Here is a 19,260-nt window from a genome sequence, read left to right on the forward strand (position 1 = left end):
AGCCACGGGCGGGGTTGCCGTTCGCCGGCGGAGCAACGACTAAGAACCAAGAATTGCATTGATGACGACGCGGGGTCTTCAATGTCATCTCCAACGTCCCGCCGCAGGCTCCTTGGCGCCGCCGAAATCACCTTCGCCCGCGTGGGCATCATCCCGGGGGAGGGCATTCCTACGCTGCTCGGATCCCGCCGAGCGTCCTGCTGCTCGGGCTCGCTCACCGTGATCGGAGCGCGCTCGAGCCTTGAGATGATTTGACACGCTCGGCGCTGGTCCTATGAGGCAGCGATGAAGATCCTCGTGTTGGGAGCCTCCGGAAAGATGGGTTCGGCCGTGGCTTGGGATCTCGCGAGGGCCCCGGAGGTGAAGCAGATCGGCCTGCTCGGTCGGCGCCGCGAGGCACTGGAGCAGACTCGCCGCTTCATCGGGGCCGGCAACCTCATCTGTCATGCGGTGGACGCCGCCGACCTCCGGGCGGCGCGCGAGGCCATGAAGGGATATGACGCCGGCGCGCTGGCCCTCCCTGATCGCAGGATGAGCTATCGTATCGTCCAGACCGCGATCGAGGCTGGGCTCCCCATCGTGGACATGCTGGAGGAGTATCATCGCACCCCCGACGCCCACGAGACCGAGCGGATCGAGGTGCCCGCCGGCATGAGCCTCGCACGCTATGGCGAGTGGCTCCACGAAGAGGCCGTGGCCCGCGGGGTCCCGTTCATCGATGGAATGGGCTTCTCGCCCGGCCTGGCCAATATCACGGTCGGCGACGGGATCAAGAAGCTCGACCGGGCCGTGAGCGCCGTGGCGCGGGTCGGAGGGATCCCGGAGAAATCGGCGGCAGAGAGGCGGCCGCTCAGCTACATGATCACGTGGGCCTTCCACCATGTCCTCCGCGAGTACATGGTCAAGGTCCTGCTGCGGAGAGGCGGGGAGGTGGTCGAAGTGGAGGCCGGGACCAGCCGCGAGCAGCTCCGCTTCGAGCGGTTCGGCAAGCACGAAGTGCTGGAGTGCGCCGTGACCCCCGGCATGGCCAGCTTCATCACATCGAGGCCCGAGCTCCAGGACTTCGCCGTGAAGACGGTCCGCTGGCCAGGGCACTGGGCCGGTGTGCAGACGCTGAAGGAGTGCGGGCTCCTCGACCTGACCCCGGTCGCGTTTCAGGGCCGCGATATCGTCCCACGGGAGTTCCTGCACTCGCTCCTCGTCCCTCGCCTCCGGGCGGGCGAAGGGGACCAGGACGTGTGCGTCATGGCCAACACCGTGCACGGTACGAAGGACGGCGAGGCCGCGACGGTGGAACATTTCATGTGGGTCGAGTCCGGAGACGGGCTCTCGGCGATGGCGCGAGCGACCGGGTTCCCCGTCGCGATCGCGGCCAGGCTCCTCGCGAGCGGCAGGATCCGGCGAGCCGGCATCCTCCCGCCGGAAGACTGCATCCACGGGGAGCTCTATCGCTGGTTCTTGGGCGAGCTCGAGGAGCGCGGCATCCGGATAGAAGAGGTCGTCTCCTGGGGAGCGGCCCCCCCGCCCGCCTCGCGCGCCGCGTGAGGGCCGGAGCGACCTTCAGCCGCAGGACAGGAGAGGAACCTCCTTGTCCGCGGGTCCTTCGGATCTCCGAACACCGCCTCCGGCGAGCCCTGCTCGACGATCATGCCATCATCCATGAACACGACGCGCGTCGCCACGTCACGCGCGAAGCCCATCTCGTGGGTGACCACGACCATGGTCATCCCGTTCCGCGCGAGCCGCCGCATCACCTCCAGCACGCCGCCCACCAACCTGGGGTCGAGCGCCGAGGTGACCTCATCGAAGAGCATCACGTCCGGCCGCATGGAGAGGGCGCGGGCGATGGCCACCCGCTGCTGCTCGCCCCCCGAGAGCTGCCTGGGATAGCTATCGGCCTTGTGCGAGAGCCCCACGCGCTCGAGCTCGGCCATGGCCCGAGCTCTTGCCCGATCCCGTGGGGCGCGCAGCACCTTCTCCAGGGCCAGCGTGATGTTCTCCAGAGCTGTCCGGTGAGGAAAGAGGTTGAATGCTTGAAACACGATCCCCATGTGCGTCCGGACCTCGTTCAGGTTCACCCGGACATCGGTGATGTCCCGGCCCTTGAACCAGACGTGGCCGGACGTCGGCTCGTCCAGCCTATCGATGCAGCGGAGGAGCGTGGACTTGCCCGACCCGGATGGGCCGATCAGCCCCAGCACCTGACCGGGCATGACGTCGAGGTCGATCCCCCGGAGCACGTGCAGGCCGCCAAACCACTTGTGGATGCCCTCCAGCCGGACGAGCGGCTCGCCCGCCGGGCTTGGCCCGCCCGGCCAGGGGGCGTCCTCGCACACCGTGCTCATGCCCCCACCGCCAGCATCCCGCTCCGCAGCCGCGTCTCGGCCCACGTCACGAGTCGGATCAACGGCAGCGTGACGACGAGGTAACCGAGCCCGGAGGCGATGTAGAACGTAGCGTTGAAGAACTGCGAATACCCCTGCGCGCCGACGGAGAACAGATCACGCTGGGCGAACGAGAGCCCCAGAAAGGCGATCAGAGAGGTGTCCTTGATCAGGATGACGAACTCGTTCATGAGCGGCGGGATGACCCTCCGCACGGCCTGCGGCACGATGACGTGCCGCATTGATTGCAGGTAGGTCAGCCCCAGCCCCCGCGCCGCGTCCATCTGGCCGGGCTCGATCGACTGCAGGCCGGCGCGGAGCACCTCCGCGGAGTAGGCCCCGGTGTTCAGCGTGAACGCCACGACGGCGGCCATGTAGGGCGACAACTCGATGCCGAGGCCGAGGGCGAGGCCGAAGTAGATCAACGAGAGCTGGAGCAGGAGCGGCGTCCCCCGGAGCAGGTTGATGTACACGCGCGCCGGGGCCCGCACGACCGCGCGCCGGGAGATCGTGACCATCGCGAGCAGGAGGCCCAGGATCACGCCGAACAGCTCGCCCGCCCCGGCCAGGATGAGCGTGTTCGCCGCTCCTGCCACGAAGGCCGGGAGCTGCGGGATCACCTGCTCGAAGCTGAGGAAGTTGCGGCAGAACCTCTCCATATCGCCCTGCACGAACACCACCAGAGCGCCCGCGTAGAGGGTGGCCTCCAGGCCCAGCACCGCCCCGGCGATCGCCTGCTCCCGTGACACCCTCGTGGGCATCCGCCGGTAGATTCCCCATCCGAGCGCCATGGATGCCGCGCCGAGGCTCATCCCGATCACGAGGATCGTCGCGAGCTCGCTCGATCGCAGCGACGCAGCGATGAGATCCGCGCGGCCGAGCCCGCCATGGGCCAGCACCACGGCGGTGCCCAGGAGCCCCACCGAGAGGCTCAGCGCCCCCATGGCCGCGCTCACCACCCCGAGGGGCGAGCTCCCCGCGCGGAGCGCCGTGATCCATGCGGGCCCCACCGTGACCCCGCCCGTTCAGCCGCTCACCTTCACGGTGAGCGATAGCAGGGACGCGAAATAGGGCCTCGTGAACGATACGATCTGCTGCCGGGCCTTGACCGTCGCGTACGACGGAGATCCCTCGGGCGCGTACGCCGTCACCGCGGAGGCCACCGCGTCGAACTTGCCGGCCGCGAGGCTGGTGAAGATGGTGTCGAAATTCGTCTGCACCCACCGCGGGGTGAGGCAAAGCTCCCTGGCAACGGCGTTCATGAGGTCGACGTCGAACCCCGTGACGTCCCCGCCCTCGGTGAACATCTCGAACGGTGGAGAGGGGATGTCCGAGCCGATGGTCAGCGTCTCATCGTGCCTTGTCTTCACCTTCGGACAGGCGGAGAAGGGCGCGGCCTTCACCCCCTCCGTGTACGACGGGAGCCGCCGGCCAGGGAAGTATCTCTCGAAGAGCGCCTTGTAGGTGCCGTCCGCGAAGAGGTTCCCGAGCGCGCGGTCGATCTCGCGGAGCAGGCCGGGGTTCTCCTTGTTGACGGCGAACGCGTACCCCTCGGCGGTCTCGATCTGCTGGACGATCTTCAGGAGAGGCTTCTGCTTTATCACCTCCTCGGAGAGGAGCAGGTCGCTGATGACCGCCCGGATCTGCCCCCCCTCGAGCGCGTTGTACATATCGGGCGCCTTGAGGAACGTCACGAGCTTGATGCGCCTCGGCGCCAGGATTTCCTGCGCGTAGAAGGCGCCGGTGGTACCCCGCTGTACGCCCGCTGCCTGTCCGGGCGAGAGGTCGTTCACGCCCGTGATCGGCCCATGATGGGACGAGCCCGCCTCGCCGCCGGAAGGTGCGCCGCGCTCCTGGCACGACGCCCCGGCGGCGAGCAGGATCAGCGGCCAGGCCAACCACGTCTGCATGGCTCCAGGAGTGTGGCTCTCTGTAGAGGGGATGACAACCCCGGCGTGGTCCGATGACCAGGCCTGGATCGGGCAAGCGAGCCGAAGGCAGGCCACGCGCTGCTCGGCAGCCCTCGAGGCCGCCGGGCAGATCCTCTACGCGCGGGCGGCGCGCACGCCGTCGGCGCACCATGCACCTCGAGGAACTGGCACCTTCCGCCGCCACGCTCAGGGCGATCGCCACCGCCATCATCATCCTCGCCGCGGGTGGTCTCGCGAGCCAATGGGCGTACCGGCTCGCCGCCACGGCCCTGGCCAAGACGCACCTGGACGCCGTCGAGGCTCTTGCGCCCGCGCTGGCCGGGGAGCATGGTCGCTGCATGAGCGTCGAGGAGCGCGTCGCGGCGGAACGGCTTGTCCTGGCCGCAAACGAGGCCTTTTACGAGGCGTTCCGCGCCGGGGATTACCAGGCGATGTGCCGGGTGTGGGCCGAGCGGGCGCCCGTGGCCTGCGCCCATCCCGGCATGGAGGCGCTCTCCGGGCGCGCCAGCGTGCTCGAGAGCTGGAGCCAGCTCTTGCGCCAGACCTCGCCCCTGCGCATGCGCTGCCAGGGCGCCTCGGCGCACCTCTTCGGGGACTTCGCCTTCGTCACCTGCTACGAGGCGAACGGCGACGAGCCTGCGCACCTGTGCGCGACCAACGTGTTCGTCCGCGAAGACGGGCAATGGAAGATGGTCCATCACCACGCGGGTCCGCTCTCCGCGCCGCGGCCCGAGCGGTGGGCGCCCGCTCGCTCCCGGCTCATGAACTGAGAGGCTGGCCGGGGCCGGGGCGACGCGCCATGAGGCGACGGATCTCCGCTCGATGGATCGAGCGGCTCCCCGGCGAGCTCGTCAAGGAAGCGGCTGGAGGATCCTGTCGAAGACGGCGTCTCCGACGCGCTTGCCCTGACGGATCCCCTGCTCGCCATCGAACCTCCAGTGGACGCCCAGGTAGATGCGGCTGATCGCGTTCTCCCAGGACGCCTCCTCGAAGCTGGAATAGCAGCGCGTGATCTCGGGGCGGACATTGCCCCGCTCGTCCGTCGTTACCCCGTTGTACTCGTCGGACATGAAGCAGAAGGGGATGCGATCTGTCCCATAATAACGGGTCAACACCTGGAACATGGCAGCCCCGAAGCTCGCGTGCCCGGAGGTGTACGCCGGGAACGCTGGGGTCATGCGCGGCGGGCCCTGGTTGCTGCCGGGGGATCCGAGGGGCGTCCACCTCCTGTCGGCTATCGTGAGCGAGTTGCCATCCCTGTCGGCCCGACGGATCGCGACGATCGGCCGCCAGAATTCGTAATGGTATTTCGTCTCCCACGTGGCGATGGCGGCGTCGGCCAGCGCGACGTTGACGAGCGCAAAGTAACGAGCGTTCGCGATCTCCGAGTTGCGCTCCTTGACCGCGAGGACCCGCGCGATCTGGTTGTAGAGCCGGGGCGGCTCCCCGAGGCCCGGGGCGGCGTCATACGACCAGAAGATCCCGATGACGGTCTGTTCCGGAGTGCGCGCGGTCGGGGTGCGCTGGCCATCGCCCCCCAGCAGGAAGACCTCATAGAAGCTCAGCGCGTACGCCAGGCTCCACAGCGGCGGCGGCGGCGGCGACCGGAACTCGGCGCCGCTCTCGATGGCGAACGGCCGAACCCTCCCCCACCTCGGGGTCAAGTACCCCTGATCGGGATAGAGCGGATCGACGCGATGCCGGCCGGGGGCGATGTCTGGGGTGTAAGGCATCGGGGCGTCTGACCTGTCATTCTCCCGCTCCGCCAGGATCTCGTCGCCGACAGCGCCGCCCAGCGCACGACCGTCCTCCTTGGCGTCGCTCTCGGGGATCTCCTTCAGGTACTCACAGAGCCTCTCGTCGAGCAGCGCCCTCTGCCTCGGGAACAACGCCGTCAGCGTGCGGTGAGCTGCCGTGGCCACCGCCGCATCGATGGATGCATCCGGCATGTCGAGGAGGATGGAGTACGGCTCGTACGTCGGGACGATCGAGTTCACGGCGTCGAAGATCGCCGCATGGACGATCGCGAGGGCCCGTGAGACGCGCGTCGGCCCGCGCTGGTCCGGCCCGCGCGCGCGGGCGGTGTCCTCCGCGACGGCGTCCAGAGCGACGGCGTTCCAGTCGAGGACCGCGTCCCTGTCCGGCGGATCTCCCTGCGCCGCCGGCACGCGCGCGGACGCTGGACCTCCGAGCAGAGAGGCAGTCAGGGCAGCGAAGGAGATGGACGCCCATCTCGCGGCTGAACGGTTCATTCAAGCTCCTTGGTTCGAACCCTCAAGGATGGCCATCACACACAATGGCCCCTTGTTCGTCGGCTGGATGGGGGGCCATCCAGCGACGAGAGGCATGCATCAACAACCTCGGCGAGCACGAAGCCCTTATCTATTCATGCGACACCGGCCAGCGCGCGCAGGCGAGCACGGCCTGAGGGGCATGTGGGCCACGCGCCATCGATCGCTGGTCACTGCTCGGCGGGAGCTCTCTCCCTGCAATCGCCCGGAATCGAGCACACACCCCGTGTACCGGACGTCGCTCTTCGTTGTGGTCACTCGCCAGGATGTCGTGTGTTGTATCAAACCAAAGCTATCAGCCAGAGCCGATGCGCGCAACCATACGACACCGGGACTCCCAGGCTCCGCCGGGTCGAACCGTTGTGGGCACAGGATCGGAGCCTGAACGGTGTCCGTCCGTTTTGGCCGAGCTTCATGGTCGGTCGCCGAGGAGCGGCCGCCACGCGCACTCCTCCGGCAGGAGCGCCCAGATGACATCGGCGCTCGGACGAAACGCGATCTCCCGCAGGACGCGGGGGGTCGAGATGCGATCCATCCTGAACATTCGCGGCTCGCTCTTCCCCGTGTCCAGGGCGAGCACGTACCAGACAGGGCTCTGGATCAGGAGGCCGTGCGGCTCGACGCGTCGCCTCGACGTCCTCCCCTCGCGGTCTTGGTAGTCGAACCCGAGGCCGACGCCGGCGGAGAACGACTCCTCGAAGAGCCTCACCAGCTCTGCAGGGGGCGCGCCGGCTCCGGCGCGCACTGGCCCGCTCGCCGGATCGCCGACGATGACCCTGCGGCAGAGGGCGCGCAGCTCTCGCGCTCGCTCGGGAGGAAGGCTGCTGAGCAGCTTGGCCAGCGCGGAGCTGGCTGCGTCGCTCCACGGGAGGTCGCTCGCGGCCCGAGAGAGGCGCGCGGAGAGCCAGAGCGTCACGATCTCGGCGACCGAGAGGTGCACGGCGGTGACGCCCCGGCCGGCGTCGAGCCGGATCCCCCCGCCGGGGCCGGCCTCGCCCTCGATGTTGAGGCCGCGCTCCCTCAGCGTCGCGAGGTCCCTGCGCACGGTGCGGGCGCTGACCCCGAGCGCGGCGGCCAGCTCGCCGACGGTCGTCGCTCCCCGCGCGCGAAGCAGGTCGGAGAGCTCCATGACGCGGACGGCGCGCGACATATGGTGACAGAATCTGTCAGGGTCTCACGCTAGTCAACGCCCATGTCCAACCTGACGAAAACCTGGCCAATCGGCCTCGTCGTCCTCGCACCGACGGATGCCCATGGCTGACCGGCTGAAGGACCTCTTCGACGAGCGGTGCGTCCGCTCGATCGCCCGCAATCTCCGCTCGGCGCACCCTGGCCTCGACGAGCGCGGCTTCGCCCGCGACTGCCTGGCCGGCCTCTCCGATCTGGAGCTGACGGGCCGCGCCTCCCACATCGCGGACGTGATGCACGACCATCTTCCGCAGCCCTTTCCGGAGACAGCTCGGGTGATCGTCGCCTCCCTCGGGCCCGAGCTCGATCGGAGCGACGCATTCGGCCTCGCGCCGCTGCAGTACATGCCGCACGTGTTCTACGTCGCGAAGCACGGTCTCGATCACTTCGAGGACGCGATGACCGCGCAAGTCGAGCTGACGAAGCGGTTCTCCGCCGAGTTCAGCATCCGCGCGTTCCTGACGAGGTACCCCGACGCGACGCTCCGGCGGCTCCGCACGTGGGCGACCGACCCGAACGTCCATGTCCGGCGGCTCGTCTCCGAGGGGACGCGCCCGCGGCTGCCGTGGGCGCCGCGGCTCCGCGCTTTCCAGCAGGATCCAGGGCCGGTCATCGAGCTGCTCGAGATCCTGAAGGACGATCCGGAGCGCTACGTGCAGCGCTCCGTCGCCAACAACCTCAATGACATCGGCAAGGACCACCCGGACATCGCGGCGAGCCTCTGCCGGCGCTGGCTCGACGGCGCGCCGCCCGGGCGGCAATGGATCGTGCGCCACGCGCTGCGCTCGCTCGTCAAGAAGGGCGATCGCGGCGCGCTCGACGCGCTCGGCTTCGGCGGGGCGCCGAGCGTCGCGATCGCCTCGGCGGCGCTGTCCCCGCGATCGGTGAAGCTCGGCGGCGAGCTACGCTTCTCGTTCGAGCTCGCGTCGACGGCCCCGCGCGACCAGGAGCTGATCGTCGACTGCGCCGTGCACTTCGTGAAGGCGAACGGCGCGACGCGGCCCAAGGTCTTCAAGCTGCGGAAGCTCGTCTTGCCGCCGTCGGGTCGAGCCGAGATCACCGGCAAGGTCTCCTTCGAGGAGATGACGACCCGCCGTCACTATCCCGGTCGCCACAGCATCGATGTGATGGTCAACGGCGTGGCGCACCCCCTCGGGCACTTCGATGTGCGCCGGTGACTCGGGCGCCGCGCCGAGCCGTTGCGCGGGTCGGGGTCCGCGTCTATGAGGCGGGAGATGAAGGACTGGGAAGCGCTCTTCGCAAAGAAGCTCGAGCAGACCGACCTCGGCAAGGATCCGGCCCATGATCTGGCGCACTTCGCGAGGGTGGTCGCCACCGCCAAGGCGCTCGCGGCGGACGAAGGGGCAAGGAGCGAGATCGTCGTCCCCGCGGCGTGGCTGCACGATCTCGTCAACGTGCCCAAGAACGACCCCAGGCGCTCCCAGGCGTCGCGGCTCTCCGCGGAGGAGGCGCTGCGGTTCCTGCGGAGCGTGGAGTACCCCGAGGCGTTCCTCCCCGACATCGCCCACGCCATCGAGAGCCACAGCTACAGCGCTGGGATCGAGCCGACGACCCTCGAGGCCAGGGTGGTCCAGGACGCCGACCGCCTCGACGGCCTGGGCGCGATCGGGATCGCCCGCTGCTTCGCCGTGGGCGGCCTGCTCGGCGTGCGGTTCTACGACCCCGGGGATCCGTTCGCCGAGCGGAGGCCGTGGGACGACCGGGTGAACGCGATCGACCACTTCCACGTGAAGCTGTTCAAGACCGCCGAGAGCCTCACGACGGCCGCAGGGCGCCGCGAGGGCGCGCGACGCGCGGAGTTCATGAGACAGTACCTCGCTCGCCTCGCGCTGGAGATCGGCGGCGAGATGGCGCCCGACGTCGTCTGACGTCACATGACGTCAGTTGACGTCAGCCCGCGCCGGCGACCGTCACCGCGGCCGCCACGGCGACCGGGATCGTGAAGTTGTCGTCCATCCGCGTGGAGAACAGCTCGGTCGCCGCCCCGGCCAGGCCCGCGACGGCGGCCAGGAGCAGCCGCGAGGAGAGCGACGCCGGACCGAGCGCCCACATCACGGCGAGGGCGCTCAGCGCGCCCGCCGCGAAGAAGGCGAGCGTGCCCTCCAGCGAGCGGCCGTCGCGCAGCCGCGTGCGGCCGAAGCGCCGGCCGATGAGGGCCGCCGCGGGATCGGCCACCGCGAGCACCACCACGGCGAGCGACTGGCTCAGCCGCGTCCCGAACAGCGCCAGCAAGAAGAGCGCTGTCACGTACCAGGTCGACGAGTTCACCCGGTAGCGCTCGTGCGGGTGCGCCACGAGCCGGAAAGCCCCCATCAGCCGCTCATTGACCCGCTCGCTGACCCGGCGTGCGATCTCCATCGACCACACCGCCACCACGAACGCGCCGCTCGCGGCCACGAGCCAGCCGCGCTCCGGCAGGAGCTGGATCAGCCCGAGCACCGAGAGCCCCGAGCCCACGTGCCACAGGCTGCGCACATGGTTCGTCGGCCTGACGCTCGGCGGCGCGGCGACCACGCCGCGCAGCGTCAGCAGCAGCGACTCGTAGGCAGGCTGCACCTCTCGCTGGAACGCAATCCACGCCGCCTTGGGCGAGGGTGTTCCGGTCGGGGTCGCCCGCTCGACCGCCGCGAGCAGCACGCGGAGCCGCTCGCGGAGCCGCTCGAGCCTGCCCCCGGAATCGTCGCGCTCGGCCGCCACGACGAGCTCGCGGAGCCGTGACGCCACCCGCTCGACCCGGGCGCGAACCTCGGGTTCGTCGTGGAAGACGAAGACGGCGGGATCGACCTGACGCAACAGTACGCAGAGCTCTTCGGAGACGAGCTTGGTCTCGACGTGCAAGGCGTGGATCACGTTGGGTTTTGCGAAGATAATCCCCGGGGGTCGGGCGCCATGTCAGCGCTTCGTCATACCGGCACCCCGCGCGTGAGCTGGCTCGCGGCGCCAGCCCTGCATGAGTCCGCACCACACGGGCTCGCCCCCCCCACGAGCCGGCGCTGCACGACGCGCCGCGCGAGTCCGCACCCCACGAGCCGGCGCTGCACGACGCGCCGCGCGAGTCCGCACCTTCACGAGCCGGCGCTGCACGACGCGCCGCGCGAGCCGACCCGACGCCGTCCAGTCCCGGAGCAGATCGCGGGCGCGACAACCGCCCTCCTGCCACCCCGCGGCCACCGAGGGAACCGCTCGGCTCGCCTCGCGAGGGCGCATGACACGGCAATTCATGGATTCATGCAATGCGCCAGCAAGGATTGCTTCTCTATTCCATTCTGATGCCGGCGCCGCATGACTCGCGCTCTCGGGAGCGCCCGGACGAAATCGCATGAGAGGCGCCTTACGACGCCGGACAGAGCGAGAGCCGTCGCGCTTTCCCTGCGCGCACGCTGCGGCTAGGTTGCCTCGCGCCGCGGATTCGACGGGTGGGCGCGAGGCGCCCGGGGAGGCCGCGCGCGGCCTAGCCGCGCGCGGCCGGTCATGCGTCGTCCCCTCGGAGTCGGAGAATCGATGAACATGAAGGTCTCAGTTCGGTACACCGCGCTATCGCTCGCGCTGCTCGCAGGCCCCATCGCCCATGCGCGGGAGCGCCCGAACTACGACGCATACTTCAAGGCCCCACCCGCGCCGCCCGTCCGCGCGACGCGCCGCGCGCGCGTCATCGACGTCGACGAGCGCGCGCCGGGCGCCGTCGTCGCGTCGACCGATCCGCAGCGCGGGGTGCCCACCTTCGTGTGGGCGACGTCCCCGGGCCACCGCCCGCCGGCCGCGACCCACGCGACGCCCGAGGCCGCCGCCCGGTGGTACGTGCAGCGGTACGCGCGCCTCTACGGCCTTCCGCAGGCCGCGCTCGATACGGCCGTGGTGCGCCACGTCCACGACACCGGGCGCGGCGGCATCGTCGTGACGCTGGGCCAGGACGTCGACGGGATCCCGGTCTTCCGGAGCGGGCTCAAGGTGCTCATGAAGCGCGACCTCGGGCTCGTCGCCCTCGCGGGCAACCTCCACGCGTCGGCCGTCCCCCTGCCGCCCGGCGCCGCCTCGCCGGCGGCCGGCTCGCTCCGCGGCCGGGCGTTCTCCGGCTCGCCGGCGCAGGCGGTCGTCCGCGCCCTGCGCGACGCGCACCGCATCGACCTCAAGACGGCCGACCTCCGCGAGCTCGGGGAGGCGAAGGGCGGGTATCGGCTCTTCGACATCGCGGACACCGATCACGCGCGCCAGCGCGCCGGGAGCCTGCGCTTCACGCAGCCGGCGCGGGTCAGGAAGGTGCTCTTCCCCCTGCCCGACCGGCTCGTCGCCGGCTACTTCGTCGAGCTCGTCTCGGGCGACGCCGGCGGCACGAGCTCCGCGGCGTACGCCTGGGTGTTCGGGGCCAGCGACGGGCAGATGCTCTCCCGGGAGAACCTCTCCCACGCCGCGTTCGATTACCGGGTCTGGGCGGAGGAAGGGGGCGATCACACGCCGCTCGACGGCCCCCTCGCGGATCTCTCGCCGCACCCGACCGGGCGACCCGACGGCCAGGTCCCTCGGTTCGTCGCGCCGAACCTCATCTCCATCGATGGCTTCAACACGAACCCGGGCGGCGGGGCCGATCCGTGGCTGCCGGCCGACGCGACCTCGACCCGCGGCAACAACGTCGACGCCTACGCGGACCACAACGCGCCCGACGGGTTCTCCAGCGGCGATATCCGCGCGGCGCTCTCGGGGCCGGGCTCGTTCGATCACCTCTATGACCCGCTCGCCGAGCCGCTCGCCACGCCCGAGCAGACCATGGCGGCCGTCACCCAGATCTTCTACGTCACGAACTGGCTCCATGACTGGTACTACGACTCCGGCTTCACGGAGGCGGCGGGCAACGCCCAGCGCGACAACCTCGGCCGGGGCGGCCTCGACGGCGATCCGCTCCTCGCGGAGGCGCAGGACGACGCGACCGGCGGCAGCCGCGACAACGCGAACATGGACGCGACGTACGACGGCGCGTCGCCCCGGATGCAGATGTACCTGTGGTCCGGGCCGGACCAGCGCTCGCTGAGCGTCACGCCGCAGAACGCCAGCTACGCGTCGAACACCGCCCTGTTCGGGCCCCAGCGCTACGAGGTCACCGGCGAGCTCGCCCTCGCCCAGGACGGCGTCGAGCCCCGCGGCGACGCGTGCGGGCCGATCACGAGCGACGTGGCCGGCAAGATCGCCCTCGTCGACCGGGGCGGGTGCACCTTCGCCGAGAAGGCGCAGAGCGCGCAGGCGGCGGGCGCCGTCGGCGTGATCATCGCCAACAACCGGGAGAGCGACGGGGCGCCGCGGCTGTCCGGCGAGGCCCCCGAGGTGACGACCCCCGCCCAGAGCATCTCGCACGAGGACGGCAGCGCGCTCAAGGCGGCGCTCGCCGCCGCGGACGCGCCGCTCACGGTCACCATGACCCGCGAGCCCGGCGTCGAGCGCGACGGCACGATCGACAACACCATCGTGGCGCACGAGTGGGGCCATTACATCCACCTCCGTCAGGTCGCGTGCGGCACGAAGATGTGCGGCGCGCAGAGCGAGGGGTGGGGCGACTTCATCGCCCTGCACATGGCGCTGCGCGACGGCGACGACCTCGACGGCGTCTTCCCGCTCTCGAGCTACGGGAGCGCGGCGCTCGGCGACAGCTACTTCGGCATCCGCCGCGCCCCCTACTCCGTCGACTTCAGCAGGAACGGGCTGACGTTCAAGCACATCTCGGAGGGCGCCCGCCTCCCCGACCACCCGCTCAGCTCCTCTTTCTCCGACAACTCCGAGGAGCACAACGCGGGGGAGGTCTGGGCGAGCATGCTGTTCGAGGCCTACGTCGGGCTGATCCGGCACGGCAGCGGCCTGACCCCGCCGCGCGCGTTCGAGCAGACCCGGCGGCGGATGAGCGATTACGTGGTGGCCGGCATGCAGCTCGCGCCGGTGAGCCCGACGTACACCGAGCAGCGCGACGCCCTCCTCGCCGCCGCGCTCGCCAGCGATCAGGGCGACTTCCTGGCGATGGCGGAGGCGTTCGCCCGGCGCGGCGCCGGCACGTGCGCCGTGTCCCCGCGCGCCGACTCGCACGATTTCTCCGGCGTCGTGGAGAGCTTCAGCGTCCAGCCCGAGATCTCGCTGGTCCGGGCGGAGCTCGACGACAGCGCCGGCTCGTGCGACCGCGACGGGCTGCTCGACGCAGAGGAGTCCGGCACGATCACCATCGAGATCGTCAACCGCGGCGCGGCGCCCCTGACCGGGGCGGTGGCGTCCATCGAGGTGCCTTCCGCCGGGGTGACGTTCCCGGACGGCGCGCGCGCGTCGTTCGGCGACATCGCGCCGTTCGCGACCGGGACCGCGACCGTGGCGGTGAAGCTCGACCGGACCGTGGCGCCCGCCGAGGACCTCGAGCTCGGCCTGACGCTGAAGAGCGCCGCGGCGTGCACGCCGGTGCGGGTCGAGGCCCTGGTGCGCCGCGTGAACTTCGACGAGCGGCCGGCGTCCTCGGCGGTCGACGACGTGGAGGCGCAGAGCACGACCTGGCGCGTCGAGGGGCTCTCCAGCGAGCTCGTCTGGTCGCGCGCCGAGGGGACCGCGCCGAACCGCGTGTGGCGCGGCGTCAACCTCGGGAGCGTGTCCGACACGGCGCTTGTGTCGCCGGCCCTGGAGGTCAGCGATACGGAGCGCTTCGTGCTGACGTTCGCGCACAGGCACCAGTTCGAGACGAGCGACGAGACGTTCTGGGACGGCGCGGTGGTCGAGATCAGCGCCGACGGCGGCGCGACGTGGCGGGACATCGGGAGTCGCGCGCAGCCCGGCTACACCGGGAGGGTCACCGTCGAGTCGGGCAATCCGCTGGGCAGGCGGAGGGCCTTCGTCGGCCAGAGCCCCTCGTGGCCCGAGGTCGACAACGTCGCGATCGACCTGGGGACCGCGTTCGCCGGGAAGACGGTGCAGGTGCGGTTCCGCGTCGGCACGGACGCGGCCGCGGGCGACACCGGCTGGGAGCTCGACGACATCGGGTTCGCGGGCCTGAAGAACAAGCCGTTCGCGACGGTGGTCGAGGACACCGCCTCCTGCCAGGGCGGGCCCGTGGCCGACGCGGGGGCGGACCAGGCGGTCGCGATCGGCGAGCTCGTGACGCTCGACGCCTCGGGGAGCTCGGACCCCGAGGAGGACGCGCTGACGTTCTCCTGGGTGCAGACGGCGGGGCCCGCGGTCGAGCTGACCGGCGACGGCGCGCGGGCGACCTTCGTGGCGCCCGAGGTCGCCGCGACGACGACCCTGGCGTTCGAGGTGACGGTCAGCGACGGGATCCTGGAGGCGACCGACCAGGTCAGCGTGGTGGTCGATCTGGCGAAGGAGCCGGCAGCTGAAGGCTGCGGGTGCGCGATCCCGGGGGGCGCGCCGCGCGGGCCGCTGGCCGCGCTCGGTGCCGCCGCGGCGCTCGCGGCGTTTGCGAGGCGGCGGCGCGGCGGTGGGCCCAGGTGAGCGATGAGCGATGAGCGGTGAGCCATGAGCCATGAGCCCGGCAGCTGACATGGTAGGCGGAAAATTCACCCATTGACGCCCGCGGCCCGGTCCCCCACGGTGGCTGGTCAGCATGGGACTCAGCAACGCTCCGCCCGCCTCTCCCGTCGTGACGGCCGATCAGGCGCTGGAACGCCTGATCGAGGGCAACCGGCGCTTCGCGGAAAACATCCGCGGCGACCACGTCGTGATGGGAGCGCGGGCGCGGGCCGCGCTCGCGGAGGGGCAGCAGCCCTTCGCCATCATCCTCAGCTGCTCGGACTCGCGGGCGCCGTCGGAGCTCATCTTCGACCAGGGGCTCGGGGACCTGTTCGTCATCCGGGTCGCGGGCAACGTGGTGGCGCCCTCGCTCGTGGGCAGCGTGGAGTTCGCCGCCGCCGCCTTCGGGACCCGCCTTGCCGTGGTGATGGGCCACTCGCGTTGCGGCGCCATCGACGCCACGCTGAGCGAGCTGCTCGACGAGGACCACGGCGGCCACCTCACCGACAACATCCGCGATATCGTCGAGCGCTGCCGAGCTCCCGTCGAGACGGTGGTGAGCGCCGCCGGCCGCCACGCCGACAGGAGCTTTCTCATGCGCGAGGCGGTGCGCGCCAACGTGCGCAACTCGTGCGATCACCTCCGGCACGGCAGCCGGCTGCTCGAGCGGCTGTGCACCGAGGAAGGCATGCTGATCGTCGGCGCCGAGTACGCCCTCGAGACCGGCAAGGTGACGTTCCTCCCGCGCGCGTGACGCCCCGGCGCGCCTCGTCGCTGCACGCCAGTCGGCGCCCCGGCGCATGAGACGAGATCACCTGATAAGGCCGCTGCGGAGAAAGCGCTCCGAGATCAGGGTCTGGCGCCGCTCCGGCGCAGGACGAGCGGGAGCGACTCGAACCCGAGCGGCATGATCGCCCGCGTCTGCCGCAGCGGAGGCGCCTCGCCGGGCGTGATGGACTCATAGCAATCGAGGAGCGCGTTCAGGGCGATCCGCGTTTCCATCCGCGCCAGCGCCGCGCCGATGCAGAAATGGGTCCCCTGCCCGAACGCCAGGTGCTCCACCGGAGGCCGGTCGAGCCGGAACGCGTCCGGCGCCTCGAAGACGGCCGGATCCCGGTTCGCCGCGCCGAACACGACGTCGATCAGGTGCCCGGCCGGTATCGTCACGCCGCTCACGTCCACCGGCCGCGTGGCGACGCGCAGGAGGCGCTGCACCGGGCTCGAATGGCGCAGCGTCTCCTCGATGATCGGCTCCACCAGACTCCGGTCCTGCTGCGCGCGCCGGTAGAGCTCGGGCCGCTCGGACAGGAGGTGCGCCATGTTGCCGATGAGGTTCGTCGTCGTGTCATTGCCGGCGACGAGCAGGCCGACGCAGAAGCCGACCGCCTCGGGCGTGTCGAGGCGCGCGCCGTCGATCTCGGCCTCCACGAGCGCCGAGATGAGATCGCCTGACGGCGCGCGCCGTCGCGCCGCGAGCTCCGCCGCGAAGAAGTCGACCATCGCTTTACCGCGGCTCGCGCGCTCCTCCGCCGGGATACGGCTGTAGGACATCACGGACTCGGACCAGCTCCGAAATTGCACATAGCGCTCCGCCGGGATACCGAGCAGGGTGGCGATCACCATCATCGGCAGGGGCATCGCGAAGGTGCCCATGAGGTCTGACGGCCCGTCGCCCGTCGCTTCGAGCAGCGAGGCGGCGAGGCGGCCAATCCACGGCTCGAGCTCTGCGATGCGCCGCGGCGTGAACGATCGGCTGACGAGCCTGCGGAGGTGGGTGTGCCGGGGCGGATCGTCATGCAGCAGCGTGATCCGCGGCAGGACACGGATCTTGTCCGTGACGTTCGACGAAAACGTCTGGGGATCCCGCAGCGCGGCGAGCACCTCCGCGTGGCGCAGGAGCGCGTAGGCACGGATTGGCTCGCCGAGGCCCGCCGCGCCGCCCGCCGGCACGCGCGCATAGAGCACCGGAGATCGCCCGCGCAGCGCGTGGTACGCGGGGTAAGGATCGGCTATCACCGAAGGCGCGGAGAGGTCGATCTGCTCGGGCGAGGGGCTTGGGGCGGTCTCGGTTTCCATGTCAAGCTCACAGCGGCGCGGCCGCGCCGCCGGACAGCACATCCAAGCAATTCGTGGAAGTCAAGTCCTTTCCCCTGGCGGGACGACAGCATAGGTGACCCCATGAAACTCCGGGCGGCGCCCGCTGGATCACCGTCATGAGGCACCGTCGTGAGGCACCGTCATGATCTCGTCTGAATCCCCCTCGCCTCGCGAGCGCTTCCGGGCCGAACGGATTCGACAGCATCCTGGACGCCGATCACGAACACACATCGGGAATGGCCTTAGCGCGAGTTCCGGATCTACCCGGCCTCAGCCAGAGATGTGCGGCTTGTAATCTCGCAATGCAAGCTGGAACCCTCGCTGGGATCGAAGCGTTTGCGTATCTCCGAGCGCTCGTCATCGCGCTCGCGGGTCCTGAGAGGGGTGAGTCTGCTGACGCCGATTCTTGGTCAAAACCATGCGCGATCCACGGCCCCTACGAACGAGGTGAGCACAGGTAGGAGGCTTTAATCGGGCTTGGGGGAGGGCACCATTCGTCATGACACAGCATTACACGAGTACACGCGACACGTGGGAGGCAGCCTATCTCTACTCCCCCGAGGCGCTGTTCGTAGCGAATGTCGACGGCACGCTGTCGCACTGGAGCGAGTCCTTCGGCCACACGGTCGGGCACGCGGCCACGCCGGGGACGGCGTTCTTCCAGCTCTTTCACGACGACGACCGGGAGGCGGCCCGTGCGACGTGGTCCGGGCTCCTGGAGGCGACCGGGGCCGTGGAGCTCCGCGGGCGGGTGATGACGGCGGGGAACGTGTATGCGTCCTTCTCCTGCGTGCTGCGCAGAGCGCCGCACGGCCAGGCGGTCTACGGCTCGCTGCACGCGACGTCCGGCGCCGACGATCACCCCTCCGCCGAGACCGGGAAGGGAGAGGCCGCGGACATGCTCCGGGCCCTCTCCGACAACCTCCCTGTCATCGTCTGGTCGTGCGATCCGGCGGGCGTCATCACCCGCCATGACGGGAGGGGCCTGGCGGGGCTCGGCCTCGAGCGGGGGCAGCTCGTCGGGACGAACCTGTTCGACCTCTTTGCCGACGCCCCCGAAGGCACGGAGAACGTGAGGAGGGCGCTCCGCGGGTCTCCCTCCCATTCCATGAGCCACGTCCCCGCCAACAATTCGTTCTGGGAGAACTGGATGGTGCCGATCCAGAGTCCGCTCGGAAACGTCGAGTCCGTGATCGGGCTCTCGCTCGATGTCTCCGAGGCGAAGAGAGCGGAAGAGGAGCTCCGACTACGGCTGTTGCAGATCCAGAAGCAGCAGGAGGTCATCGGCAAGCTCTCGACGCCCATCATCCAGGTCTGGGACGGGGTGGTCGCGCTGCCCATGGTCGGCGTCGTCGACAGCGCGAGGACCGCAGACGTCATGCAGAACTTGCTCGACGAGATCGTCCGCACCAGCGCGCGGTATGCCATCCTGGATCTCACGGGCGTCGAGATGGTGGACACGCAGGTCGCGAATCACCTGCTCAAGCTCGTGAACGCGATCCGGCTCCTCGGCGCGGACGGGATCATCTGCGGCATCAGGCCGTCGGTCGCGCAGACGATCGTCGAGCTGGGCCTCGATCTGAACAGCATGGTCACGCGGTCGAACCTGCGGGCTGGAATCATGTTCTGCATCAACCAGATGCGCCAGCTCGCGTCAGCGCCGGCGACGAACGGCGCTTCGGGCCGCTGACCCGCGGCGTCTCCCCGCCTGCTCGCGCGGCGCTAGCAGGGGCTCAGGAGAGCGCCTTCGCCATGGCGGCGATGCGCTCGGCGCCGGCGGGGCTGAGCTCGCCGAGCGCGCGGACGAAGCTCGGGTGGGTCATGCCCGAGCCGAGGAACGTCCAGCGGTAGGAGCGCTGCTGCGCC

At 70.2% G+C, this 19,260-nt stretch carries 14 protein-coding genes; 7 read left to right on the forward strand and 7 right to left on the reverse strand.

The annotated features are described in order from the left end of the window. The first annotated feature begins 285 nt into the window (after positions 1–285). The gene (locus WMF45_RS26180) at positions 286–1,545 is read left to right on the forward strand and encodes a saccharopine dehydrogenase C-terminal domain-containing protein (protein WP_437707191.1); all 1,260 of its coding nucleotides are present in this window, start codon (positions 286–288) and stop codon (positions 1,543–1,545) included. On the opposite strand, the gene WMF45_RS26185 is transcribed toward WMF45_RS26180, so the two are convergent. From WMF45_RS26185 to WMF45_RS26195, 3 genes are read right to left on the reverse strand one after another with little or no spacing between them, the layout of a single operon-like run. Next, the gene (locus tag WMF45_RS26185; RefSeq protein ID WP_437707192.1) at positions 1,446–2,345 is read right to left on the reverse strand and encodes an amino acid ABC transporter ATP-binding protein; all 900 of its coding nucleotides are present in this window, start codon (positions 2,343–2,345) and stop codon (positions 1,446–1,448) included. The genes WMF45_RS26180 and WMF45_RS26185 overlap by 100 nt on opposite strands. After that, a complete protein-coding gene (locus WMF45_RS26190) occupies positions 2,342–3,394 on the reverse strand; it encodes an amino acid ABC transporter permease (RefSeq protein ID WP_437707193.1) in 1,053 nt (350 codons plus the stop codon). Before WMF45_RS26190 ends, WMF45_RS26185 begins: the two co-directional genes overlap by 4 nt. Positions 3,395–3,409: 15 nt before the next feature. Beyond that, a complete protein-coding gene (locus tag WMF45_RS26195; protein WP_437707194.1) occupies positions 3,410–4,294 on the reverse strand; it encodes a transporter substrate-binding domain-containing protein in 885 nt (294 codons plus the stop codon). A 170-nt stretch (positions 4,295–4,464) separates the two neighbouring features. On the opposite strand from WMF45_RS26195, the gene WMF45_RS26200 reads away from it, so the two are divergent. Further along, on the forward strand, positions 4,465–5,085 hold the full coding sequence (locus WMF45_RS26200) for a nuclear transport factor 2 family protein (RefSeq protein WP_437707195.1): 621 nt from the start codon (positions 4,465–4,467) through the stop codon (positions 5,083–5,085). 81 nt (positions 5,086–5,166) lie between these two features. Here WMF45_RS26200 and WMF45_RS26205 read toward each other — a convergent pair whose 3' ends face one another. Both WMF45_RS26205 and WMF45_RS26210 read right to left on the reverse strand, forming a co-directional pair. Beyond that, positions 5,167–6,567 (reverse strand): phosphatase PAP2 family protein, encoded by a 1,401-nt coding sequence (locus WMF45_RS26205; protein ID WP_437707196.1) that lies wholly within the window; start codon positions 6,565–6,567, stop codon positions 5,167–5,169. Positions 6,568–7,018: 451 nt separating this feature from the next. Then, positions 7,019–7,756, reverse strand: coding sequence for a helix-turn-helix transcriptional regulator (locus WMF45_RS26210; protein WP_437707197.1), 738 nt, complete (start codon positions 7,754–7,756; stop codon positions 7,019–7,021). A gap of 103 nt (positions 7,757–7,859) precedes the next feature. On the opposite strand from WMF45_RS26210, the gene WMF45_RS26215 reads away from it, so the two are divergent. Together WMF45_RS26215 and WMF45_RS26220 are read left to right on the forward strand one after the other, a co-directional pair. Beyond that, positions 7,860–8,972 (forward strand): DNA alkylation repair protein, encoded by a 1,113-nt coding sequence (locus WMF45_RS26215; protein ID WP_437707198.1) that lies wholly within the window; start codon positions 7,860–7,862, stop codon positions 8,970–8,972. A 57-nt stretch (positions 8,973–9,029) separates the two neighbouring features. Continuing rightward, positions 9,030–9,683 (forward strand): HD domain-containing protein, encoded by a 654-nt coding sequence (locus WMF45_RS26220; RefSeq protein ID WP_437707199.1) that lies wholly within the window; start codon positions 9,030–9,032, stop codon positions 9,681–9,683. Positions 9,684–9,705: 22 nt separating this feature from the next. Here WMF45_RS26220 and WMF45_RS26225 read toward each other — a convergent pair whose 3' ends face one another. Continuing rightward, entirely contained in the window at positions 9,706–10,665 is a 960-nt protein-coding gene (locus WMF45_RS26225; RefSeq protein WP_437707200.1) for a diacylglycerol/polyprenol kinase family protein, read from the reverse strand. Positions 10,666–11,322: 657 nt separating this feature from the next. Here WMF45_RS26225 and WMF45_RS26230 point away from each other — a divergent pair. Both WMF45_RS26230 and WMF45_RS26235 read left to right on the forward strand, forming a co-directional pair. Continuing rightward, positions 11,323–15,279, forward strand: coding sequence for a M36 family metallopeptidase (locus WMF45_RS26230; protein ID WP_437707201.1), 3,957 nt, complete (start codon positions 11,323–11,325; stop codon positions 15,277–15,279). Positions 15,280–15,391: 112 nt separating this feature from the next. Beyond that, the gene (locus WMF45_RS26235; protein ID WP_437707202.1) at positions 15,392–16,051 is read left to right on the forward strand and encodes a carbonic anhydrase; all 660 of its coding nucleotides are present in this window, start codon (positions 15,392–15,394) and stop codon (positions 16,049–16,051) included. A 95-nt stretch (positions 16,052–16,146) separates the two neighbouring features. Here the strand turns inward: WMF45_RS26235 and WMF45_RS26240 are convergent, their stop codons facing one another. After that, positions 16,147–17,373: a cytochrome P450 gene (locus tag WMF45_RS26240; RefSeq protein WP_437707203.1), complete on the reverse strand. Its 1,227-nt coding sequence runs from the start codon at positions 17,371–17,373 to the stop codon at positions 16,147–16,149. Positions 17,374–17,893: 520 nt separating this feature from the next. Here WMF45_RS26240 and WMF45_RS26245 point away from each other — a divergent pair. Further along, complete coding sequence (locus WMF45_RS26245; RefSeq protein ID WP_437707204.1) at positions 17,894–19,084, forward strand: STAS domain-containing protein; 1,191 nt, start codon at positions 17,894–17,896, stop codon at positions 19,082–19,084. Positions 19,085–19,260: the final 176 nt, after the last annotated feature.

Source organism: Sorangium sp. So ce448, assembly GCF_051520915.1.
Taxonomy (GTDB): domain Bacteria; phylum Myxococcota_A; class Polyangia; order Polyangiales; family Polyangiaceae; genus Sorangium; species Sorangium cellulosum_B.

Coding starts and splice junctions, on each gene's coding strand:
- WMF45_RS26205 (WP_437707196.1), bottom strand. CDS start 6,567: ATGAACCGTTCAGCCGCGAGATGGGCGTCCATCTCCTTCGCTGCCCTG.
- WMF45_RS26235 (WP_437707202.1), top strand. CDS start 15,392: ATGGGACTCAGCAACGCTCCGCCCGCCTCTCCCGTCGTGACGGCCGAT.
- WMF45_RS26210 (WP_437707197.1), bottom strand. CDS start 7,756: ATGTCGCGCGCCGTCCGCGTCATGGAGCTCTCCGACCTGCTTCGCGCG.
- WMF45_RS26215 (WP_437707198.1), top strand. CDS start 7,860: ATGGCTGACCGGCTGAAGGACCTCTTCGACGAGCGGTGCGTCCGCTCG.
- WMF45_RS26180 (WP_437707191.1), top strand. CDS start 286: ATGAAGATCCTCGTGTTGGGAGCCTCCGGAAAGATGGGTTCGGCCGTG.
- WMF45_RS26240 (WP_437707203.1), bottom strand. CDS start 17,373: ATGGAAACCGAGACCGCCCCAAGCCCCTCGCCCGAGCAGATCGACCTC.
- WMF45_RS26230 (WP_437707201.1), top strand. CDS start 11,323: ATGAAGGTCTCAGTTCGGTACACCGCGCTATCGCTCGCGCTGCTCGCA.
- WMF45_RS26245 (WP_437707204.1), top strand. CDS start 17,894: ATGACACAGCATTACACGAGTACACGCGACACGTGGGAGGCAGCCTAT.
- WMF45_RS26195 (WP_437707194.1), bottom strand. CDS start 4,294: ATGCAGACGTGGTTGGCCTGGCCGCTGATCCTGCTCGCCGCCGGGGCG.
- WMF45_RS26220 (WP_437707199.1), top strand. CDS start 9,030: ATGAAGGACTGGGAAGCGCTCTTCGCAAAGAAGCTCGAGCAGACCGAC.
- WMF45_RS26185 (WP_437707192.1), bottom strand. CDS start 2,345: ATGAGCACGGTGTGCGAGGACGCCCCCTGGCCGGGCGGGCCAAGCCCG.
- WMF45_RS26200 (WP_437707195.1), top strand. CDS start 4,465: ATGCACCTCGAGGAACTGGCACCTTCCGCCGCCACGCTCAGGGCGATC.